Source organism: Bacillus sp. Brlt_9, from assembly GCF_051948935.1.
Classification (GTDB): Bacteria; Bacillota; Bacilli; order Bacillales; family Bacillaceae_G; genus Bacillus_A.
This window is the reverse complement of the sequence record NZ_JAYJLO010000002.1, coordinates 37,654-54,606: the sequence shown is the minus strand read 5'-3', so window position 1 is coordinate 54,606 and position 16,953 is coordinate 37,654. Positions and strand designations below refer to the sequence as shown.

15 protein-coding genes are annotated in these 16,953 nt (G+C 34.5%); 9 read left to right on the top strand and 6 right to left on the bottom strand.

Going from position 1 to position 16,953, the window contains the following annotated elements; all coding sequences use genetic code 11:
• Positions 1–65: 65 nt before the first annotated feature.
• Both VF726_RS06410 and VF726_RS06405 read right to left on the bottom strand, forming a co-directional pair.
• Positions 66–2,015 carry an ABC transporter permease gene (locus tag VF726_RS06410; protein ID WP_440166803.1) on the bottom strand — a complete coding sequence of 650 codons (1,950 nt, stop codon included), beginning with the start codon at positions 2,013–2,015 and terminating at the stop codon, positions 66–68.
• Positions 2,002–2,772: an ABC transporter ATP-binding protein gene (locus VF726_RS06405; RefSeq protein WP_000859654.1), complete on the bottom strand. Its 771-nt coding sequence runs from the start codon at positions 2,770–2,772 to the stop codon at positions 2,002–2,004. The genes VF726_RS06410 and VF726_RS06405 overlap by 14 nt, the downstream gene beginning before the upstream one ends.
• Positions 2,773–3,079: 307 nt before the next feature.
• On the opposite strand from VF726_RS06405, the gene VF726_RS06400 reads away from it, so the two are divergent.
• On the top strand, positions 3,080–3,952 hold the full coding sequence (locus tag VF726_RS06400; protein ID WP_440166801.1) for an AraC family transcriptional regulator: 873 nt from the start codon (positions 3,080–3,082) through the stop codon (positions 3,950–3,952).
• A 40-nt stretch (positions 3,953–3,992) separates the two neighbouring features.
• Here VF726_RS06400 and VF726_RS06395 read toward each other — a convergent pair whose 3' ends face one another.
• Both VF726_RS06395 and VF726_RS06390 read right to left on the bottom strand, forming a co-directional pair.
• A complete protein-coding gene (locus VF726_RS06395) occupies positions 3,993–4,631 on the bottom strand; it encodes an SdpI family protein (protein WP_440166799.1) in 639 nt (212 codons plus the stop codon).
• Positions 4,628–4,900, bottom strand: coding sequence for an autorepressor SdpR family transcription factor (locus VF726_RS06390; protein ID WP_001070523.1), 273 nt, complete (start codon positions 4,898–4,900; stop codon positions 4,628–4,630). The genes VF726_RS06395 and VF726_RS06390 overlap by 4 nt, the downstream gene beginning before the upstream one ends.
• A gap of 207 nt (positions 4,901–5,107) precedes the next feature.
• On the opposite strand from VF726_RS06390, the gene VF726_RS06385 reads away from it, so the two are divergent.
• The 6 genes from VF726_RS06385 to VF726_RS06360 all read left to right on the top strand — a co-directional run bounded on the left by VF726_RS06385 (position 5,108) and on the right by VF726_RS06360 (position 13,665).
• Positions 5,108–5,803, top strand: coding sequence for a response regulator transcription factor (locus tag VF726_RS06385; protein ID WP_440166796.1), 696 nt, complete (start codon positions 5,108–5,110; stop codon positions 5,801–5,803).
• Positions 5,804–5,805: 2 nt separating this feature from the next.
• Entirely contained in the window at positions 5,806–6,828 is a 1,023-nt protein-coding gene (locus VF726_RS06380) for a sensor histidine kinase (RefSeq protein WP_440166794.1), read from the top strand.
• Positions 6,829–6,922: 94 nt separating this feature from the next.
• Positions 6,923–8,893, top strand: a complete 1,971-nt coding sequence (locus VF726_RS06375) for an FtsX-like permease family protein (RefSeq protein WP_440166792.1) — start codon at positions 6,923–6,925, stop codon at positions 8,891–8,893.
• A 73-nt stretch (positions 8,894–8,966) separates the two neighbouring features.
• Positions 8,967–10,922 (top strand): FtsX-like permease family protein, encoded by a 1,956-nt coding sequence (locus VF726_RS06370; protein ID WP_440166790.1) that lies wholly within the window; start codon positions 8,967–8,969, stop codon positions 10,920–10,922.
• Between the two features lie 20 nt (positions 10,923–10,942).
• Entirely contained in the window at positions 10,943–11,695 is a 753-nt protein-coding gene (locus VF726_RS06365; protein ID WP_100618322.1) for an ABC transporter ATP-binding protein, read from the top strand.
• The gene (locus VF726_RS06360) at positions 11,692–13,665 is read left to right on the top strand and encodes an FtsX-like permease family protein (RefSeq protein WP_440166788.1); all 1,974 of its coding nucleotides are present in this window, start codon (positions 11,692–11,694) and stop codon (positions 13,663–13,665) included. The genes VF726_RS06365 and VF726_RS06360 overlap by 4 nt, the downstream gene beginning before the upstream one ends.
• 54 nt (positions 13,666–13,719) lie before the next feature.
• Here the strand turns inward: VF726_RS06360 and VF726_RS06355 are convergent, their stop codons facing one another.
• Positions 13,720–13,911, bottom strand: a complete 192-nt coding sequence (locus VF726_RS06355; RefSeq protein ID WP_001290399.1) for a YjcZ family sporulation protein — start codon at positions 13,909–13,911, stop codon at positions 13,720–13,722.
• Between the two features lie 277 nt (positions 13,912–14,188).
• On the opposite strand from VF726_RS06355, the gene VF726_RS06350 reads away from it, so the two are divergent.
• Both VF726_RS06350 and VF726_RS06345 read left to right on the top strand, forming a co-directional pair.
• Positions 14,189–14,779 (top strand): TetR/AcrR family transcriptional regulator, encoded by a 591-nt coding sequence (locus VF726_RS06350; protein ID WP_440166785.1) that lies wholly within the window; start codon positions 14,189–14,191, stop codon positions 14,777–14,779.
• Positions 14,780–14,830: 51 nt separating this feature from the next.
• Positions 14,831–15,502, top strand: coding sequence for a YqeB family protein (locus VF726_RS06345; protein ID WP_440166783.1), 672 nt, complete (start codon positions 14,831–14,833; stop codon positions 15,500–15,502).
• A gap of 93 nt (positions 15,503–15,595) precedes the next feature.
• On the opposite strand, the gene gntP is transcribed toward VF726_RS06345, so the two are convergent.
• Positions 15,596–16,921 (bottom strand): gluconate permease GntP, encoded by a 1,326-nt coding sequence (gene gntP, locus VF726_RS06340; RefSeq protein WP_440166781.1) that lies wholly within the window; start codon positions 16,919–16,921, stop codon positions 15,596–15,598.
• Between the last annotated feature and the right edge of the window lie 32 nt (positions 16,922–16,953).

Here is a 16,953-nt window from a genome sequence, read left to right as displayed (position 1 = left end):
AAAAAGCCATTCACCTCATAAAAGATTAGGTAAATGGCTTTCTTATTTTCTCGCAGCTTCACTTATTACTTCGCGCTCACAATCTTATAATAAGAACGAACCGTTAAGAAGTAATATCCAATATAAATAACACCGTATACTCCGATACTAATTAGAAGCGGAATCATAATTTCAAATGGTAATATATTTGATAAACCTTTTAGTGCAAATAAGCTGTGTAAAATACCGATTACTAACGGAATCGCAAAGATAAAGCTTACTTGTTTTGCGATAGCTTTCTTCATTTCTTGCTTCGTTACACCAACTTTATGAAGGACAATGTAACGATCACGGTCAGCACTTGCTTCTGTTAATTGTTTAAAGTAAATGATTGAGCCTGTCGCTAATAGGAAGACTAATCCTAAGAATAACCCAATAAACATCATTAAGCCTGTCGTTTCAAGCCCCATTTGGAATCCTGTATAGAAATCGTTAAATGGTTTTAAAACTTCTGATTCACCAGCTGGCATAATGCTTGCTAATTTTGCTGTTAACTCTTTACTATTTCGCTCACCTTTTACATCAATATTTTTTACAGTGCGCGTTTCGTTTACTTGTTTCACTTGCTCATATGTTTTATCAGGAACGATTACAAATAATTCATTTAAATTTGTAAGGCTTCTATTATTTACACCTTTAATTTTTAATTCTTTTGACTCATTTCCAACAGGGAATACAGCTGTATTTCCTGTATAAAGAGGACCAAAATCCAGTTTCTCAATATATAAGCTATCATATACGAAAGCTTCATTCGCACTTAAATTTACAGGTTCTACATCTAAATGTTTCACCTGTTTATTAAAGCTTGATTGAGAAATAAGCTGGTACTGATTCGTAACATTATAGTGTGTGTTCAGAACTTGATCAGCTCTTTCACCTTTAAATGTTCCTTTCACAGGAATCATTTCAACTTCTGATTCATATGTGACTGAATGATTATTCTTCTCTCCAGCAAGTATTTCATTTACTTTTTTATCTAATGCTGCATCTTTTTTCTCATAGGAATAACTATACGGCGCAGCAACTTTTGATTGCGTAAATGTATTGTAATACATCGTAACTGACGTACCAACCGCTGTTAATGTAACTGCACTTAAAATAGCGATTGTCGCCAGTGATTTCGCATTTCCTTTAATACGATATAGTAACTGCGATGTCGTTACCATATTCATACCATTATAAAATGCTGACTTATTATTTCTTGCACGTTTCAATACAAATACTGTGAAGAACATGAACAGTAAATAAGTCCCTGCTACTGTCGCTAATAAAATGTATAATGCAACGACCATAAAGTCTGCATACATAACTGCTTTCATGTACATTAGCGCTAAAAAATAACCTGATCCGATTAAGAAAACTGAAATTAATGCCATAATGACAGATCCTTTTGGCATTGTTTCTCCTTCACGTTCTGCGCGGAAAAGTTCAATTAACTTAAAGCGATAAATTAAACGATATCCTTGGAGTGATGTATATAAAATAATCACAAAGAAAATAATTGCTGTATCAATAATGGCAGCCATCGGTACTTCAAAATGAACGTTTAAATTTAATCCCATCATACTTACTAATAACTCAAGGAATAATTTTGAAAGGACACTACCAATCGCAATTCCGATAATTAAAGACATTAATCCCATTAACATATTTTCATAAAAGAGCATTTTACCAATTTGTCTTTTACGGATACCTAATAAGGAATATAAGCCAACTTCTTTTTTACGCTTACGTGTAAAGAATCCGTTCGAATATATAATAAACACTGCTACGAAAATGATAAGCATGACACTGGAAACTTGGAAAGCTCCGCTAATTTTTTTAGAAGCTTCCGCTGCTTTTTCCATTTGTGAATTATATTGTAGTGCTTTAAATGTAAAGTAAATAACGATACTAAAAATCATAGATGCAAAATATACAAAGTAGTCTTTAAAGTTCCGCTGTATGTTGCGGAGGGCAATGCTAGATAAGGTCATCAGCCATACCTCCAGAAATAGAAGACATTACGTCAACGACTTGTTGGAAGAACTGTTTACGCGTTAATTCACCACGGTGCAATTCTTTATATAACTCACCATCTTTAATGAAAATAACTCGTTTACAATAACTTGCCGCAAACGCATCGTGCGTTACCATTAAGATTGTAGAATTATCGTATTCATTTAACGACTTCATACTTTCAAGTAAATCTGTTGCAGATTTAGAATCAAGCGCTCCCGTTGGCTCGTCCCCGAAAATCATACTTGGATTCGTAACGATTGCACGTGATGCGGCGCAGCGCTGTTTCTGTCCACCAGATACTTGATATGGGAACTGACTTAAAATATGATCAATACCGAATTTCTTTGAGATTTCAAGAACGCGGCGATCAATCTCACTCGCTTTCACCTTTGATAACGCAAGAGGTAACGCAATGTTCTCTTTCACCGTTAATGTATCTAATAAGTTATAATCTTGGAAAATGAACCCTAAATGATCGCGGCGGAATAATGCTAACTTATCATCATTCATTTTCACAATATCTTTTCCATCAATTAAAATTTCACCGTTCGTCGCATTATCAATTGTAGAAAGAACGTTTAGTAAAGTCGTCTTACCAGAACCAGAAGGTCCCATAATTCCAACGAACTCACCTTCTTTCACTTGTAAATTAATACCTTTTAACGCTGCAAATTTATTACCACCCGTGTCATATACTTTTTCAATATTTTTTGCTTCTAACACTGTTTTCATCTCGACATCCCTCATTTCTTCTATTCTCTATCTTCAACTATATACACTCTCTACTCTTGCCACTATCGATGTTTCTTACACAAACATGACAGTTATGTAAGGCACATAAGTAAAGACATCAAAAAGTTAACGTAATGAACCAAAGTACTTTGTTACTATAACATTGGGATATCATGCCATCCATTCATTCTCCTTACAGGAACATTACAATTTTGTAAGGTACAAAATGTACCCTACAAAGTTGTGCATGAAATGTCGGATGGAGCTATTTCGTTCCTGCTATTCTATGTACAGAGGAGGTCATCATATGGATTCACTTAAAAATATGAATGCAGCAATGCAATATATTGAAAATAACCTAACAAATGAAATTGATTTTAAAGAAGTTGCGAGGCTAGCTCTTTGCTCTGAATATCACTTTAAAAGGATGTTTTCATTTCTAGCTGGCATATCACTATCTGATTATATTCGTTGTAGACGTCTTACTCTTGCTGCCTTTGAACTAAAAAACAGCAATGTAAAAGTCATTGATGTCGCTATAAAATATGGGTACAACTCACCGGATTCTTTTGCACGTGCCTTTCAAAACTTGCACGGCATAACACCTTCAGAAGCCCGAAACAGTAATCATTCTTTGAAAGCCTATTCACCAATGACCTTCCAATTATCCGTTCAAGGAGGAAACGAAATGAATTATCGAATTGAAGAAAAAGAACCATTTCGAATTATAGGTATTACAAAACGAGTACCGATTGTATTTAACGGTGTAAATGAAGAAATCGCTTCTATGTGGAAAAGTTTAAATCCAGAGTCTATTCAAACATTAAAGATGCTTTCAAATGTGGAACCTAATGGAATCATTAGTGCCTCTACTAACTTTTCTGAAGGGAGAATGGAGGAAAAAGGCGAACTTGATCACTATATTGGAGTAGCCACAACAAAGGATTGTCCAGAACAATTTAAACAACTTGAAGTCGCAGCTTCAACGTGGGCTATATTTGAAGCTGTCGGCCCATTTCCTGAAACATTACAAAATGTATGGGGACGTATTTATTCCGAATGGTTCCCATCATCAAACTATGAACTAGCGGAAGGACCGGAAATATTGTGGAATGAACAGAAAGATGTATCTTCTCCAAACTTTAAAAGTGAAATTTGGATACCGGTTTTGAAGAAATAAAAAATAAAGCTGCTTTTCCTTTGAGGAAAAGCAGCTTTATTTACATTTTTAGTTCTTTTTTATAAGCAACATACGAATACACCATCGTACCAACAACTAATACAGCAGTAACACTTAACAAACTAATTATTTTCCACATTCCCGGTAGAAACGCCGAAATCATAATTGCAATACCGCCAATCATCATAATCTTTGATCCTAACCGATGTGTTTTTCTCCACACTTCCTCACTACTTAACGTCCACGGTGTTTTAATTCCCATGAAGAAGTTCGGTTTACATTGCTGCATATAATTGCCGATTACTACAAAAAGGATACCTACCATTATGTTCACAGCAATTCCAATTGGAATGTTGTATCCTAAAGCATTTGCCAGTCCCATCATATTACTAGCAAATAAGAACAATAAAATAGCTCCGGTCATCATCATATATGCTTTCGAAAACTTGCCGTAATTCGCATACTTCGGGTCTAATTTAGGTAAAGTAATTGCTAAAACATATATAAATAACATAACTGCAACATCTAAAATCATCATGCCCATCTTCGACATATATCCATCTACTTCACCCGAGACATTTATATGACTCGGAACCTCTCCCGGTAAATGCGGCCATGCAATGTACCATGCAATAATCGTTAAAGCGATTAATAATAACGGAAATACATGTTTTCTCATTTCCCCTCTTCCCCCTTATTCGTAAACGTAAACACCCAAGTTAACAAATCTTGAAATACAGTTGTGTTTAAAGAGTACATAACAAATTGCCCCTTTTTTTCATCTTGAATAAGTTCAGCATTTTTAAGTGCGTTTAAGTGGTGTGAAATACTTGGCTTTGTCATATTGAAATGCTCCGCAATTTCCCCAGCGGTTAAATCGCCTTCTTTTAATAAATCTAAAATTTTTCGCCTTGTTGGGTCTGCTAATGCTTTGAATGCTTGATTCAATGTCTTTCTTCCTTTCAACAATTAGACATTTAGATATTTATCTAAATATTAAATCATTATCAATTAATTATCAATTATACATACGCCCTTTTTACTTTTCCAACTTTTAACCTATACTGTTTACTAGCTTATCTTTCAACATGATGAAAAGACTTGAAACACATGATACACTATATCTACAATTGTTTTTTTAGGAGGAATATACATATGTACAAAATTTTAATCGTTGAAGACGATCCAAATATTTCATCATTACTACAATCTCACATTCAAAAGTACGGTTATGAAGCTGTCGTTGCGGAGAACTTCGATGATATTATGGAATCGTTTAACACAGTAAAACCACACCTTGTTTTACTTGATGTAAACTTACCGAAATTCGATGGTTTCTACTGGTGCCGTCAAATTCGTCATGAATCTACTTGTCCAATTATTTTCATTTCAGCTCGTGCTGGTGAGATGGAACAAATTATGGCGATTGAAAGCGGTGCGGATGATTATATTACGAAACCGTTCCACTATGACGTTGTAATGGCGAAAATTAAAGGACAATTACGCCGTATTTACGGTGATTATGCACCAAATATTTCTGAACGTATCGTTGAAGTAGAAGGTTTAAAACTATTCCCAGAACGTCCAGAAATTCATTTCGGTGCTGAGCAAGTTCTTTTAACGAAGAAAGAAGCTATTTTAGCAGAAATGTTATTATCTAAATTCCCTCGTACAGCAAGCCGTGAAGATTTACTAGCTGCCCTGTGGGATGACGAAAGCTTCGTTGAGGAAAATACATTAAACGTAAACATTACGCGTCTTCGTAAAAAGTTCAATGAGCTTGGTATTGAAAATGCTATTGAAACAGTACGTGGACTCGGATATCGTTTTAACGCAACTTGGAGTGAATAAGCATGAAGCTATTTTTACGTGATCATTTTGCATTTTTTCTACTGTACGTATTAAACTTCGGTATCATTTTCGTTCTCTATGATGCAGTAGATGGATTCCAAAATAATAAGTTTTACTTCATCGTTTTAAGCTTATACTTATTCATCTGTTTCCTCGCTTACCGTTACGTTCGTAACCGTAGAATGTACCATAGATTAAGTGAGCAACCAGAGAAAATGGAAGATGCGTTTATTGAAAGAGCGACCGCTCCGATGCCTCACGGTGTAAATGAACTCGTGCGTACGCAGTACCGTCTCTTCCAAAAAGAACTTCAATCGTATGAAGTAAAACAACAAGAACATCAATTATTTATTAACCACTGGGTACATCAAATGAAGACACCTGTGTCTGTTATGCAGCTTATGGTGCTAGAAATGGAAGATGAACATTTAATTCCAAAATTTAAAAAGGAATTAGAACGTCTAAACCAAGGGCTTGATATGGCTTTATACATGGCAAGATTAAATAACTTCCATGAAGACTTCCATGTTGAGACGATTTCATTAAAAGATACGGTAACGAAAAATATTAATGGATTAAAAGAACTATTCATTCGAAATGGAGTCTTTCCTGTTTTAGAAGTTCATTCCGATTTAAAGGTTGCTTCTGATGCAAAATGGCTAAAATTTATCATCTATCAGTTAATGACAAATGCTGTTCGTTACTCTGGTGAGCGCGGAAAGAAAGTGTTCTTATCTGCTTATCGAAACGGAAAAGATATTATTTTAGAAGTTCGTGATGAAGGTGTTGGTATTCCGCAAGAAGATATTCGAAGAGTATTTGAACCATTTTACACTGGGAAAAACGGTCGCGCATTCGGAGAGTCTACTGGTATGGGACTTTATATTGTAAGTAAAATTTGTGATTATTTAGGTCACTCTGTCAAACTAGATTCTGAAGTCGGTAAAGGAACGACGATTAAAATCATCTTCCACAATGCTGCAAATAATCAAGCAGAACATACAGAGAAGGTGACCGAAGCATGATCGGAACATATGCAAGCAAAATGTATGAGAACGCACTCTCATACATTTTTTGCAATAACACTACATATTTACCTTCTAGCGGGAGGTACATATTATGACATTTTGGCAGTTTGCCTTTAAAAATGTAACGCGTAATTCCAGAGCTTATTTTGCTTATTTCGTCAGCAGTTCTTTTTCAATTGCTGTTTTCTTTTCGTTTGCTGTTTACTTATTCCATCCGAAATTACAAAATCTTAATATGGTCTCTGAAGTTTCAGGATTAATGATATTTTCAGAAGTAGTAATTGTATTTTTCTCTTTCTTCTTTTTACTATATTCCATCGGTACTTTTTTAAAAGTGCGAAAAAAACAGTTCGGCGTTTTGACCGTTTTAGGAATATCGAGAAAACAATTACATCGTCTCGTTTTTATGGAGAATATGTTAATCGGTATTTTATCTATCTTTTTCGGTATGCAGTTTGGTCTTGTCTTTTCACAATTTTTCTTATTAGTGACAGCGAAAATCACACATCTACCAGGGATATATTTATATCCCCCTACGAATGCTTTCATTTTAACAACGATTGTATTTCTTGGTCTCTTTATCGCTGTATCTTCATTTACACCCATGCTAATTCGTACGAAAAAGACGGTAAACCTTTTAAAAACTAATAGTGGGAAACAAAAGGAAAGAAAACCATCCATATTCATTTCTCTATTTGGTGCTATATGTTTAATAGGTGGCTACTCTTTAGCAAGCAAACCAATATATTTCGTATCGTTAAGCCCACAAATAGGAATGATTTATATGTTTTCCAGTATTTTTGTCATTCCAGCACTCGTTTCAATCGGTACGTATTTCTTCTTTTCACAAATTAGTTTCTTGCTCATTCATCTTTTGAAAAAGAGACGGAAATTTTATATGAAACGTATTAATATGCTCTGGATTTCAGACTTAGCTAGCCGCATTCGATCAAATATTAATATGCTTTTTGTTGTAGCCATGCTATCTACAATTGCATTTACGATGATTACTTTTTTATATGGATTCGGGAAGTTCATGAAACTTGATGTTGAACGTAATTCGCCATTCGCATTTTCTTATTTCTCATATGATGCGAATCCTTTTACTGCCCAGCACTTGAATTGGCTTGAAAAACAGTTACAAGATGGACAGTTTTCGTACGATAAAATTAAAGTAGATTTATATAACACACCTGTAAAAACTGAACAGAGTACAGAAATGTATTACGACACATTTGCCATAAAGCAAAGTGACTATAATAAGCTTGCTACATCATTACATTTAAAACAAATATTTGTGAATGACAATGAAACATACGTATTATCTGGAACTGCATATTTCCCGTTGTTTAGTGCATTCGATAAAAATTACAGTAGCCAACATGTTACACTCCCTAATACAAATGATAAGCTACTTGTAAAAGGATTTGAGGTAACTAGTGCTCTTCCGGCCACTTTTACGTATGAAACGTTTGTAGTACCTGATTTCGTCATTAATAATTCACAAAATAATACAAAACATGTAACAGCCTATAATTACAACGTAAAAAACTGGGAGAATACATATGCTATTGCTGATGAGTTTGTAAAACGCACCGATAAAGATCGCAACAGTATTCAGCATGAAGGAAGCATCGTTCGTGTTTTCGAATCGGGCAATTCCCTATACAAAATCAAAACAGGAAGTGCTTCCTATTTCCTCATCGGGACATTCCTAGGGATTATTTTCTTTATTGGTGCTGGCAGTGTACTGTACTTCCGGATGTATACAGATTTAACAACTGAGCAAGAGAAGTATGTAACGATTACGAAGATTGGTTTAACAGAATCAGAAATGAAACGTTCAGCGACCATTCAACTTGGAATCTTATTTTTCGTGCCATACATTATGGCTTCCATTCATACGATGTTTGCCACAAAGATGTTACAAGATATTATCAATTTATCACTATTCGCTGAAATTACGGTTGTACTTGTCATTTTCGGAACGGTTGAGATCATCTTTTTCTTATTAATTCGTTCCCTTTACATGCAGAAGTTATCGCAACATATTAAGTTTTAAAAAATGAAAAGAGTATGGGGAAAAAATCTCCTCATACTCCTTTTAGGCTAATTCGATTAGGAGGTCTAGGTGAATGACATTTTGGCAGTTTGCATTTAAAAACGTAACGCGGAACGCCAGAGCTTATTTCGCCTATTTTGTAAGCAGTGCGTTTTCCATCGCCATTTTTTTCTCATTTGCAGTTTATTTATTTCATCCTAAATTGCATATGACAGACGTGAATGTTGCTCTGAACATATTAATGACAATTTCAGAAGTCGTCATTGTATTCTTTTCGTTTTTCTTTTTACTATATTCAATCGGGACTTTCTTAAAAGTACGAAAAAAGCAATTTGGGATTTTAACAGTACTTGGCATATCTCAAAAGCAATTAAAAAGACTCGTATTTCTAGAAAACATGCTAATTGGTGCTCTTTCCATCTTTTTCGGCATACAACTCGGACTTGTCTTTTCACAGTTCTTTTTATTAGTTACCGCAAAAATTACACATGTGCCTGGTTTATATTTATATTGGCCAACGGGTGCCATTATTTTAACTATGATCATTTTTCTAGGACTCTTCATTCTCGTCTCATCGTTTACGCCGATGCTCATTCGGACAAGAAAGGCTGTACGTCTTTTAAAAGAAGGAACAAAACAAAAAGAAAGAAAAGCATCCGTGCTCATCTCTCTATTTGGTGCGACATGTTTAATAACTGGATATGTATTAGCGGCAAACCCGCTATATTTTCTTTCACTAGGCGATATGATTGGAATCTTATATGCCCTATCTAGTATATTTCTCATTCCGTCACTTGTTGCAGCTGGAACATACTTTTTCTTCTCACAAATTAGTTTTTTACTCATTCGTATATTAAAAACACGAAGAACATTTTATATGAAGCGTACGAATATGCTTTGGATTTCTGATCTAGCAGCGCGCATTCGGACAAACATTAACATGCTCTTTATTGTAGCGATGCTTTCAACACTCGCTTTTACTATGATTACATTCTTATACGGTTTTGGAAAATTTACAAAGTTTGATGCAGTAAGAGAAAATCCTTTTCCTTTTACATATTTATCACATACTGAAAACACGTTGGCGGATGAACATTTAAATTGGTTAGAACAAAAATTTAATGAAGAACACTTTACTTATAAAAAACTTAAAACGGATATATATGAAGTATCTTCGGCAGAAGAGAACCCAAAGCTCTATTATGCAATTAAACAAAGTGATTACAATATACTTGCCAAGGCGTTAAACTGGGAACATCTCAACGTAAAAAATAATGAATCTTATATCCTTATGAAAGACATAGATGATCAATTCATTGGCACAATTTATGATACAGACAGGAAAGATATTCTTACACTTACTCAAAACAGCCTACAGCTACAAGTAAAAGAATATAAAAATTATAATCCTTTCCCAAACAGCTTAATCTCAACATTACTCATATTATCTGATGAAAATGTAGAGGCATTATCATCGGTTTCAAAACAGATGAGTGTATATAACTTTAAAGTTAACGATTGGGAAAAAGCACATAACATCGGTTCGGAATTTATAACAAAAATTGATAATGATAATGAAGCGATTAAGGCTGAGCACCCACCATTCCATGCAAGTGAAGCAAGCGATTCTCTATACACAACAAAGCTAAATGTCGCTTCGTTCTTCTTAATTGGTACTTTCTTAGGTGTTATTTTCTTTATTGGTGCTGGCAGTGTTCTTTACTTCAGAATGTATACAGATTTAACAAATGAGCAAGAAAAGTATGTAATGATTACAAAAATCGGTTTAACAGAAGCCGAAATGAAACGATCTGCTACAATTCAACTTGCGATTCTTTTCTTTGTTCCATACATTATGGCATCGATTCATACAATGTTTGCGACAAAGATGCTACAAGAAGTATTACATCTCTCGTTCTTCGCTGAGATTACAGTCGTACTTATGATTTTTGGAACAGTTGAAGTGATATTTTTCCTTTTAATTCGTTCCTTCTATATGCAAAAATTATCACAACATATTAAGTTCTAAAAGATAGAAAGGTGATTACTATGGAAGAAGTTTTACACATAAAAAACGTTTCAAAAGTGTATGAAGGAAAAGTCCCCCATACTGCTTTAAAAAATATAAATTTACATGTAGATAAAGGTGAATTTGTCGCAATCATGGGACCATCTGGTAGCGGTAAATCTACATTTTTAAACGTTATCTCTACAATTGATTCTCCTACTTCTGGCGATGTCGTAATTAACGGAAAAAAACCGCACACATTTCGTAGAGAGAAGTTAGCTATTTTCCGCCGCCAAGAGTTAGGATTTGTTTTCCAAAACTTTAACCTACTAGATACACTAACAATCGGTGAAAATATCGTACTACCTTTAACATTAGATAATGTTCCATTAAAAGAAATGGACGAAAAACTTGATAACATTTCAAAAAAGCTTGGCATTGATCACATTTTGGACAAACGTATTTTTGAAGTTTCTGGAGGACAAGCACAGCGTACGGCAGTAGCACGTGCTATTATTCATCATCCGTCACTTCTACTTGCCGATGAACCAACAGGAAATTTAGATTCAAAAGCGGCAATTGATGTAATGGAGTTATTTACGAAATTAAATAAAGAAGAAGATGCAACAATTTTAATGGTTACTCACGATCCATTTGCAGCAAGTTATTGTAACCGCGTCATTTTCATTAAAGACGGCGAGCTTTACAACGAACTACACCGCGGGCTATATCGCGAGAAGTTTTATCAAGAAATATTAGATGTTTTAGCATTATTAGGAGGAAGACGTGGATGACATTTTGGCAATTTGCATTTAAAAATGTCTCGCGTAATTCGAAATCATATTTCGCCTACTTTGTAAGTAGTGCGTTTTCTATCATGGTTTTCTTTTCATTTACCGTATACGCGTATCATCCGCGATTACAAATTATGAATAAATTACAAGAACAAGATCCACTCATGAACTTAGCCGGCATGGCACAGTTTGTTATCGTTTTGTTCTCGTTCTTCTTTCTTTTATATTCTATCGGAACGTTTTTAAATGTACGAAAACAACAATTTGGCGTTTTAACTGTTCTCGGTATATCTCAAAAACAATTAAAACGTCTTTTGTTTACTGAAAATATGATCATTGGAATACTCGCTATCTTTGCAGGTATTCAAGGCGGTCTTGTGTTTTCTAATTTTTTCTTACTCGTTACTTCTAAATTAACAAATGCAAAAGGCCTCTATTTATATTGGCCAACAGAAGCAATTATCGTTACAACCGTAACTTTTATTATTTTATTTTTCATCGTTTCTACGTTTACACCGCTGTTCATTCGCACTCGTAAAACAACACAGCTCATTACAGGGACGAAAAAAGGCGATAAAGAAAAAAAACCATCTATACTCATTTCGATATTCGCTTTAATTTGCTTATCATTATGTTATTATATCGCTGGTTATCCGCAAGGCTATGTAACAGAAGAAAATGTACGGAATGGCTCTGTAGCCTTTATTATATTATCTATTTTGCCGCTCGTAATAGTCGGAACATATTTATTCTTTTCGCAAACATTTCTTCTCTTTATCTTCATTTTAAAAAGACGAAGAAAGTTTTATATGAAGCAAATAAATATGTTATGGATTTCAGATTTAACTAGCCGTACTCGTAGTAATATTAATGTGCTCTTTATCGTTTCTATGTTATCAGCACTTGCATTCACAATTATCATCGGGTTATTTGCCTCTAATAACAATACAAAAGCATCGATATTAGAACGATATCCTTTCCCCTTCACATACATATCCGAAGGAGAAAATGCATTAGAGCAAAAGCACATTGCTACAATTGAGACGGAGCTTACAAATGCCAATTTTCAATACAATAAACATAAATTTACGGTGTTAAAAGATACAGCTTTAAAAGAAGACGTTGCTCTTATAAAAATGAGTGACTATAACGCACTCGCTAAACAATTAAAGAGGCCGAAAATAACTCTTGATTCTACACAAGTTTATATTATTTCTCGTTACTCGCCAGAACTTTTAAATCTTGTATCAAATCCATTTGCTAAACAAAATACAATTACACTCGGATCTAATAAAAAGGAATTTCATATTAAAGGATTTATTAATAAAGGGATAGAACCCTTCTTTGCATTGCCCCATCTCATCGTTATGGAAGATAATGCAATTGAAAATATGGTTCCACATATTGAAATAATCACGATTTATAATTATTTTGTAGAGAACTGGGAAAACACGATTATTCCGACGAAAAAAATGTCGCGTACCATTAGTGATGATGCGCACAATTTTCAAGAAAAACATAAAGTAGACAATATCGAGGTCCCTTTTTCCATTTATACAGCTGCTGATAATCTAAACTACAGCAAAGGGAATTCAATTGCCACTTTCTTTATTTGGGCATTTCTCGGCTTTATTTTCTTTATCGGGGCAGCTAGTGTTTTATACTTCCGTATGTATAATGACTTAACGACCGAAAAACAAAAGTACATTACGATTACAAAACTCGGTTTAACAGAATCAGAAATGTTTCGTTCTGCAACGATTCAATTAGGAATATTATTTTTCATTCCTTATATCGTTGCTGGTATTCATACAGTATTTGCGATTCAGTTTTTACAAAGCATGTTTGCTTTCTCTTTACTAAAAGAGTTAGTGATTATACTTACGTTGTTCGGGATTATCGAGATTATATTCTTCTTCTTAATCCGTTCTCTGTACATTAATAAATTATCACAGCATATAAAAATATGAATAAAATGGCCTTGTGCGTATTGCACAAGGCCATTTTCAATAGTTTTTAAATAATTAGCAGCAATATCCACCATAGCCGCCAGCGTAACCGCCGTAACCACCATAACCACAAGAACCGCCACCGCCGAAGCAGCTAGCACCGATGATGATTAATAAAATAAACAATACGATTAGAAGCGCAAAACCGCCGCCGCACCCATGTCTGCGGTTACAATCATCATGTCTGTGTTCACACTTTTCGCTCATTACTATATTCCTCCTTTAGTATCATTCATAACAAGTTCACCTTGCTCTAAATGAGGGGATTCCATTTATATTATGTTTTCAGGGCGAATAGGAAGCTTGGCTTACGTAAAAACGGGCTTGTTTAAGGAAACCAAGCTTCCTTAAACAGAGGATCGGCCTTATCAAAACGTAAGCATAAAGCATTTGACATACTCTTAATTTCTTACTAAAATTAATTGAACGACCAATCAATTTTTTGATTACTCATTTAAATTATCTAAATCAGGAGCTGAATAACATGACTGACTCTTTTATTGCAGAGGCTAGACGTGAACAAATTATTCTTGCATGTATCGATACACTAGAAGAAGTGGGATATAACAACTTAAGCTTAACGAAGGTAGCAAAAAAGGCTAAGATTAGCACTGGACTGATTTCTTATCATTTTAACGATAAGCTTTATCTTATGAATCGGACATTACAATTTTTAGCTAATAAACAACATGAATTTATTAGCAATCGAGTACTATTAGCCCAATCTGAAATAAACAAACTAGAAGCTTTTATTGAAGCACATTTGGCTTATCAAGAAACTCATTACAAAAATAATATTGCCTTAATTGAGATTGTCTTTAATGCGAGAAATGAAGAGAATATCCCTTATTACAGAATCGAAGACGAAGAAGATGACGCTCTTAGAACGATGTTATTGGATATTTTGAAGACTGGTCAACAAAATGGCACGTTTTCTAATTCTTTTCAAACTGACACATTAGCTTCGTTTATTTTAGGAGCAATTGAAGAAAGAATGCTACAGGCGAATTCATCTATATCTATAGAAGTTTACTCAGATGAGCTCATAAAAATGGTAAAGAAACTTACTGTTTAAACATGTCATGATCTTGAAAATAAAAATATATTAAGAAAGGATGAACTACACATGAAAAATACGTCTGTCATTGGATTAGGCTTTTTAGAAAAGCTACTTACGATAGTAAGCCCAATCCTTTTAGGCATCATCGGATATTTTTCACCTAAATTAATAGAAATTATAAAAGGAATTCCTCTTTTTTCTGATTCGAAAATTATAGAACTTTTAAATTCTATTAACCCTTTCTGGCTTCCAATTATCCTCATGTTAATTGGCGCTATTGCAGGGATTTTATTTTCTTTCATTATTTATAGTGACGCTTTAAAGATGAAAATCAATTCAGAAGGTATTCATATGAGTAAAGATGAGCAAGAAAAACAAATCACCAGATCAAATGTAAAAGCCGTTTTTGTAGATAAGCGTCAAGTGGTTATCATTGATCAAGAGGACCGGGAATGGTTACGTGAAACATCTGACATTAACCCAAGCAAAATTAAAGATACTTTCTTAATGCACAGCTTCCCCTTTGTGGAACAAGATCCTTATAAACATGAATATAGCTTATGGAAATTAGAGGATGAGCGATTTAATAAAAGCATAAATACGATTTTGTATGAAAGACGAAATGCCCTTCGAGAAGGAAACTCGAAAAAAAAGAAGCATTTGCGTAAAGATTTGAATGAACTAGGGGTCTTTGTCAAAGACGATGGAGAAGATCAGTATGTCCGTTCCATTAAGTAATAGAGCGATAGAAAGCACAAAAAAACGAATAGAGCACACAGAGAAATTACATTTTCTCTGTGTGCTCTATTCGTTTAAATTGGCTCTCCTCCCCTAAAGAAACATATTCAATAAAAGCGCAAAACCAAATGCAATAAATGATAATAACGTCTCCAGTACCGTCCACGTTTTAAACGTTTCCTTCACTGTCAAACCTAAATATTCTTTTACAAGCCAGAATCCTGCATCATTTACGTGAGAAAACATTAATGAACCTGCTCCGGTTGCAATAACAAGTAATTCTAAATTCACACCAGACATGTGCTGAATAACCGGCGAAACAATTCCTGCCGCTGTCGTTAATGCTACTGTCGCTGATCCGGTCGCGATTCGAATTAAACCGGCTACCATGAAAGCAAGTACGATTGGTGATAACGATATATGTTCCGCCATTTGCGCAATCGCTGTTCCAACGCCGCTTTCAATTAATATTTGTTTAAACCCACCACCTGCACCAATTATTAAAATAATGGAACCGACAGGTAATAAACTGTCATCTGTTAATTTTTTAATCATCTTTTTATTAATACCTTGTCTCATGCCAAGTAAATAGAATGCTGCGAAACATGAAATGAGTAAAGCAATTACTGGGCTTCCTACAAAAACAAAAAATTCAGTTATCTTTTTCGGTAATGAAATATACGGTGCGACTACTGATAAAATCATTAAAACTACCGGCAGTAAAATAATAAAAAACGAAACTTTACGGCTCGGTAAATCAGTTGATACAGTCGTAACTCGAATAAGCTCTGGTTCATTTTCAGGTATAACTCTTTTATGTACCCACTTTGCAAATAATGGTCCTGCAATAATAGCGGTTGGTAACGCGATAAGTAATGAATATAAAAGTACCTTTCCTAAGTTCGCATTATAAATACCGATTGCCGTCATTGCACCTGGATGTGGTGGTACAAGCCCATGTACGATAGATAATCCAGCAATAACAGGTAATGCAATTAATAAAATGTTTTGTTTCGTTGTTTTTCGAATTGAAATAACAAGTGGTAATAAAATGACGATTCCCACTTCAAAAAAGACTGGAATCCCTATAACAAACCCCGCAAATAACATTGCCCAAGGTAGTTTCTTCACACCGAAAAATCGAATAAAGAAATCTGCAACTTGCATGCCTGCGCCTGAGTCAGACATCATTTTCCCTAAAATTGTTCCAAGAGCTAAAATACCAACTAAATGCCCTAGTACACTACCAACACCAGTTTCATAGGCAGCCACTATTTTCGTTAAATTCAGTCCAGACATAATGGCTAAAAACAAACTCGCAACTGTTAAACTAATAAATGCATGCCATTTCCACCATGATACCCCTAAAATAACAATCGCAATTGCAAGTAACGTGACGATTAATAAGTATATATCCATCTCTCATTCCCCTTACTTTATAAAAAAAGAGG

Coding starts and splice junctions, on each gene's coding strand:
- VF726_RS06410 (WP_440166803.1), bottom strand. CDS start 2,015: ATGACCTTATCTAGCATTGCCCTCCGCAACATACAGCGGAACTTTAAA.
- VF726_RS06405 (WP_000859654.1), bottom strand. CDS start 2,772: ATGAAAACAGTGTTAGAAGCAAAAAATATTGAAAAAGTATATGACACG.
- VF726_RS06400 (WP_440166801.1), top strand. CDS start 3,080: ATGGATTCACTTAAAAATATGAATGCAGCAATGCAATATATTGAAAAT.
- VF726_RS06395 (WP_440166799.1), bottom strand. CDS start 4,631: ATGAGAAAACATGTATTTCCGTTATTATTAATCGCTTTAACGATTATT.
- VF726_RS06385 (WP_440166796.1), top strand. CDS start 5,108: ATGTACAAAATTTTAATCGTTGAAGACGATCCAAATATTTCATCATTA.
- VF726_RS06380 (WP_440166794.1), top strand. CDS start 5,806: ATGAAGCTATTTTTACGTGATCATTTTGCATTTTTTCTACTGTACGTA.
- VF726_RS06375 (WP_440166792.1), top strand. CDS start 6,923: ATGACATTTTGGCAGTTTGCCTTTAAAAATGTAACGCGTAATTCCAGA.
- VF726_RS06370 (WP_440166790.1), top strand. CDS start 8,967: ATGACATTTTGGCAGTTTGCATTTAAAAACGTAACGCGGAACGCCAGA.
- VF726_RS06365 (WP_100618322.1), top strand. CDS start 10,943: ATGGAAGAAGTTTTACACATAAAAAACGTTTCAAAAGTGTATGAAGGA.
- VF726_RS06360 (WP_440166788.1), top strand. CDS start 11,692: ATGACATTTTGGCAATTTGCATTTAAAAATGTCTCGCGTAATTCGAAA.
- VF726_RS06355 (WP_001290399.1), bottom strand. CDS start 13,911: ATGAGCGAAAAGTGTGAACACAGACATGATGATTGTAACCGCAGACAT.
- VF726_RS06350 (WP_440166785.1), top strand. CDS start 14,189: ATGACTGACTCTTTTATTGCAGAGGCTAGACGTGAACAAATTATTCTT.
- VF726_RS06345 (WP_440166783.1), top strand. CDS start 14,831: ATGAAAAATACGTCTGTCATTGGATTAGGCTTTTTAGAAAAGCTACTT.
- gntP (WP_440166781.1), bottom strand. CDS start 16,921: ATGGATATATACTTATTAATCGTCACGTTACTTGCAATTGCGATTGTT.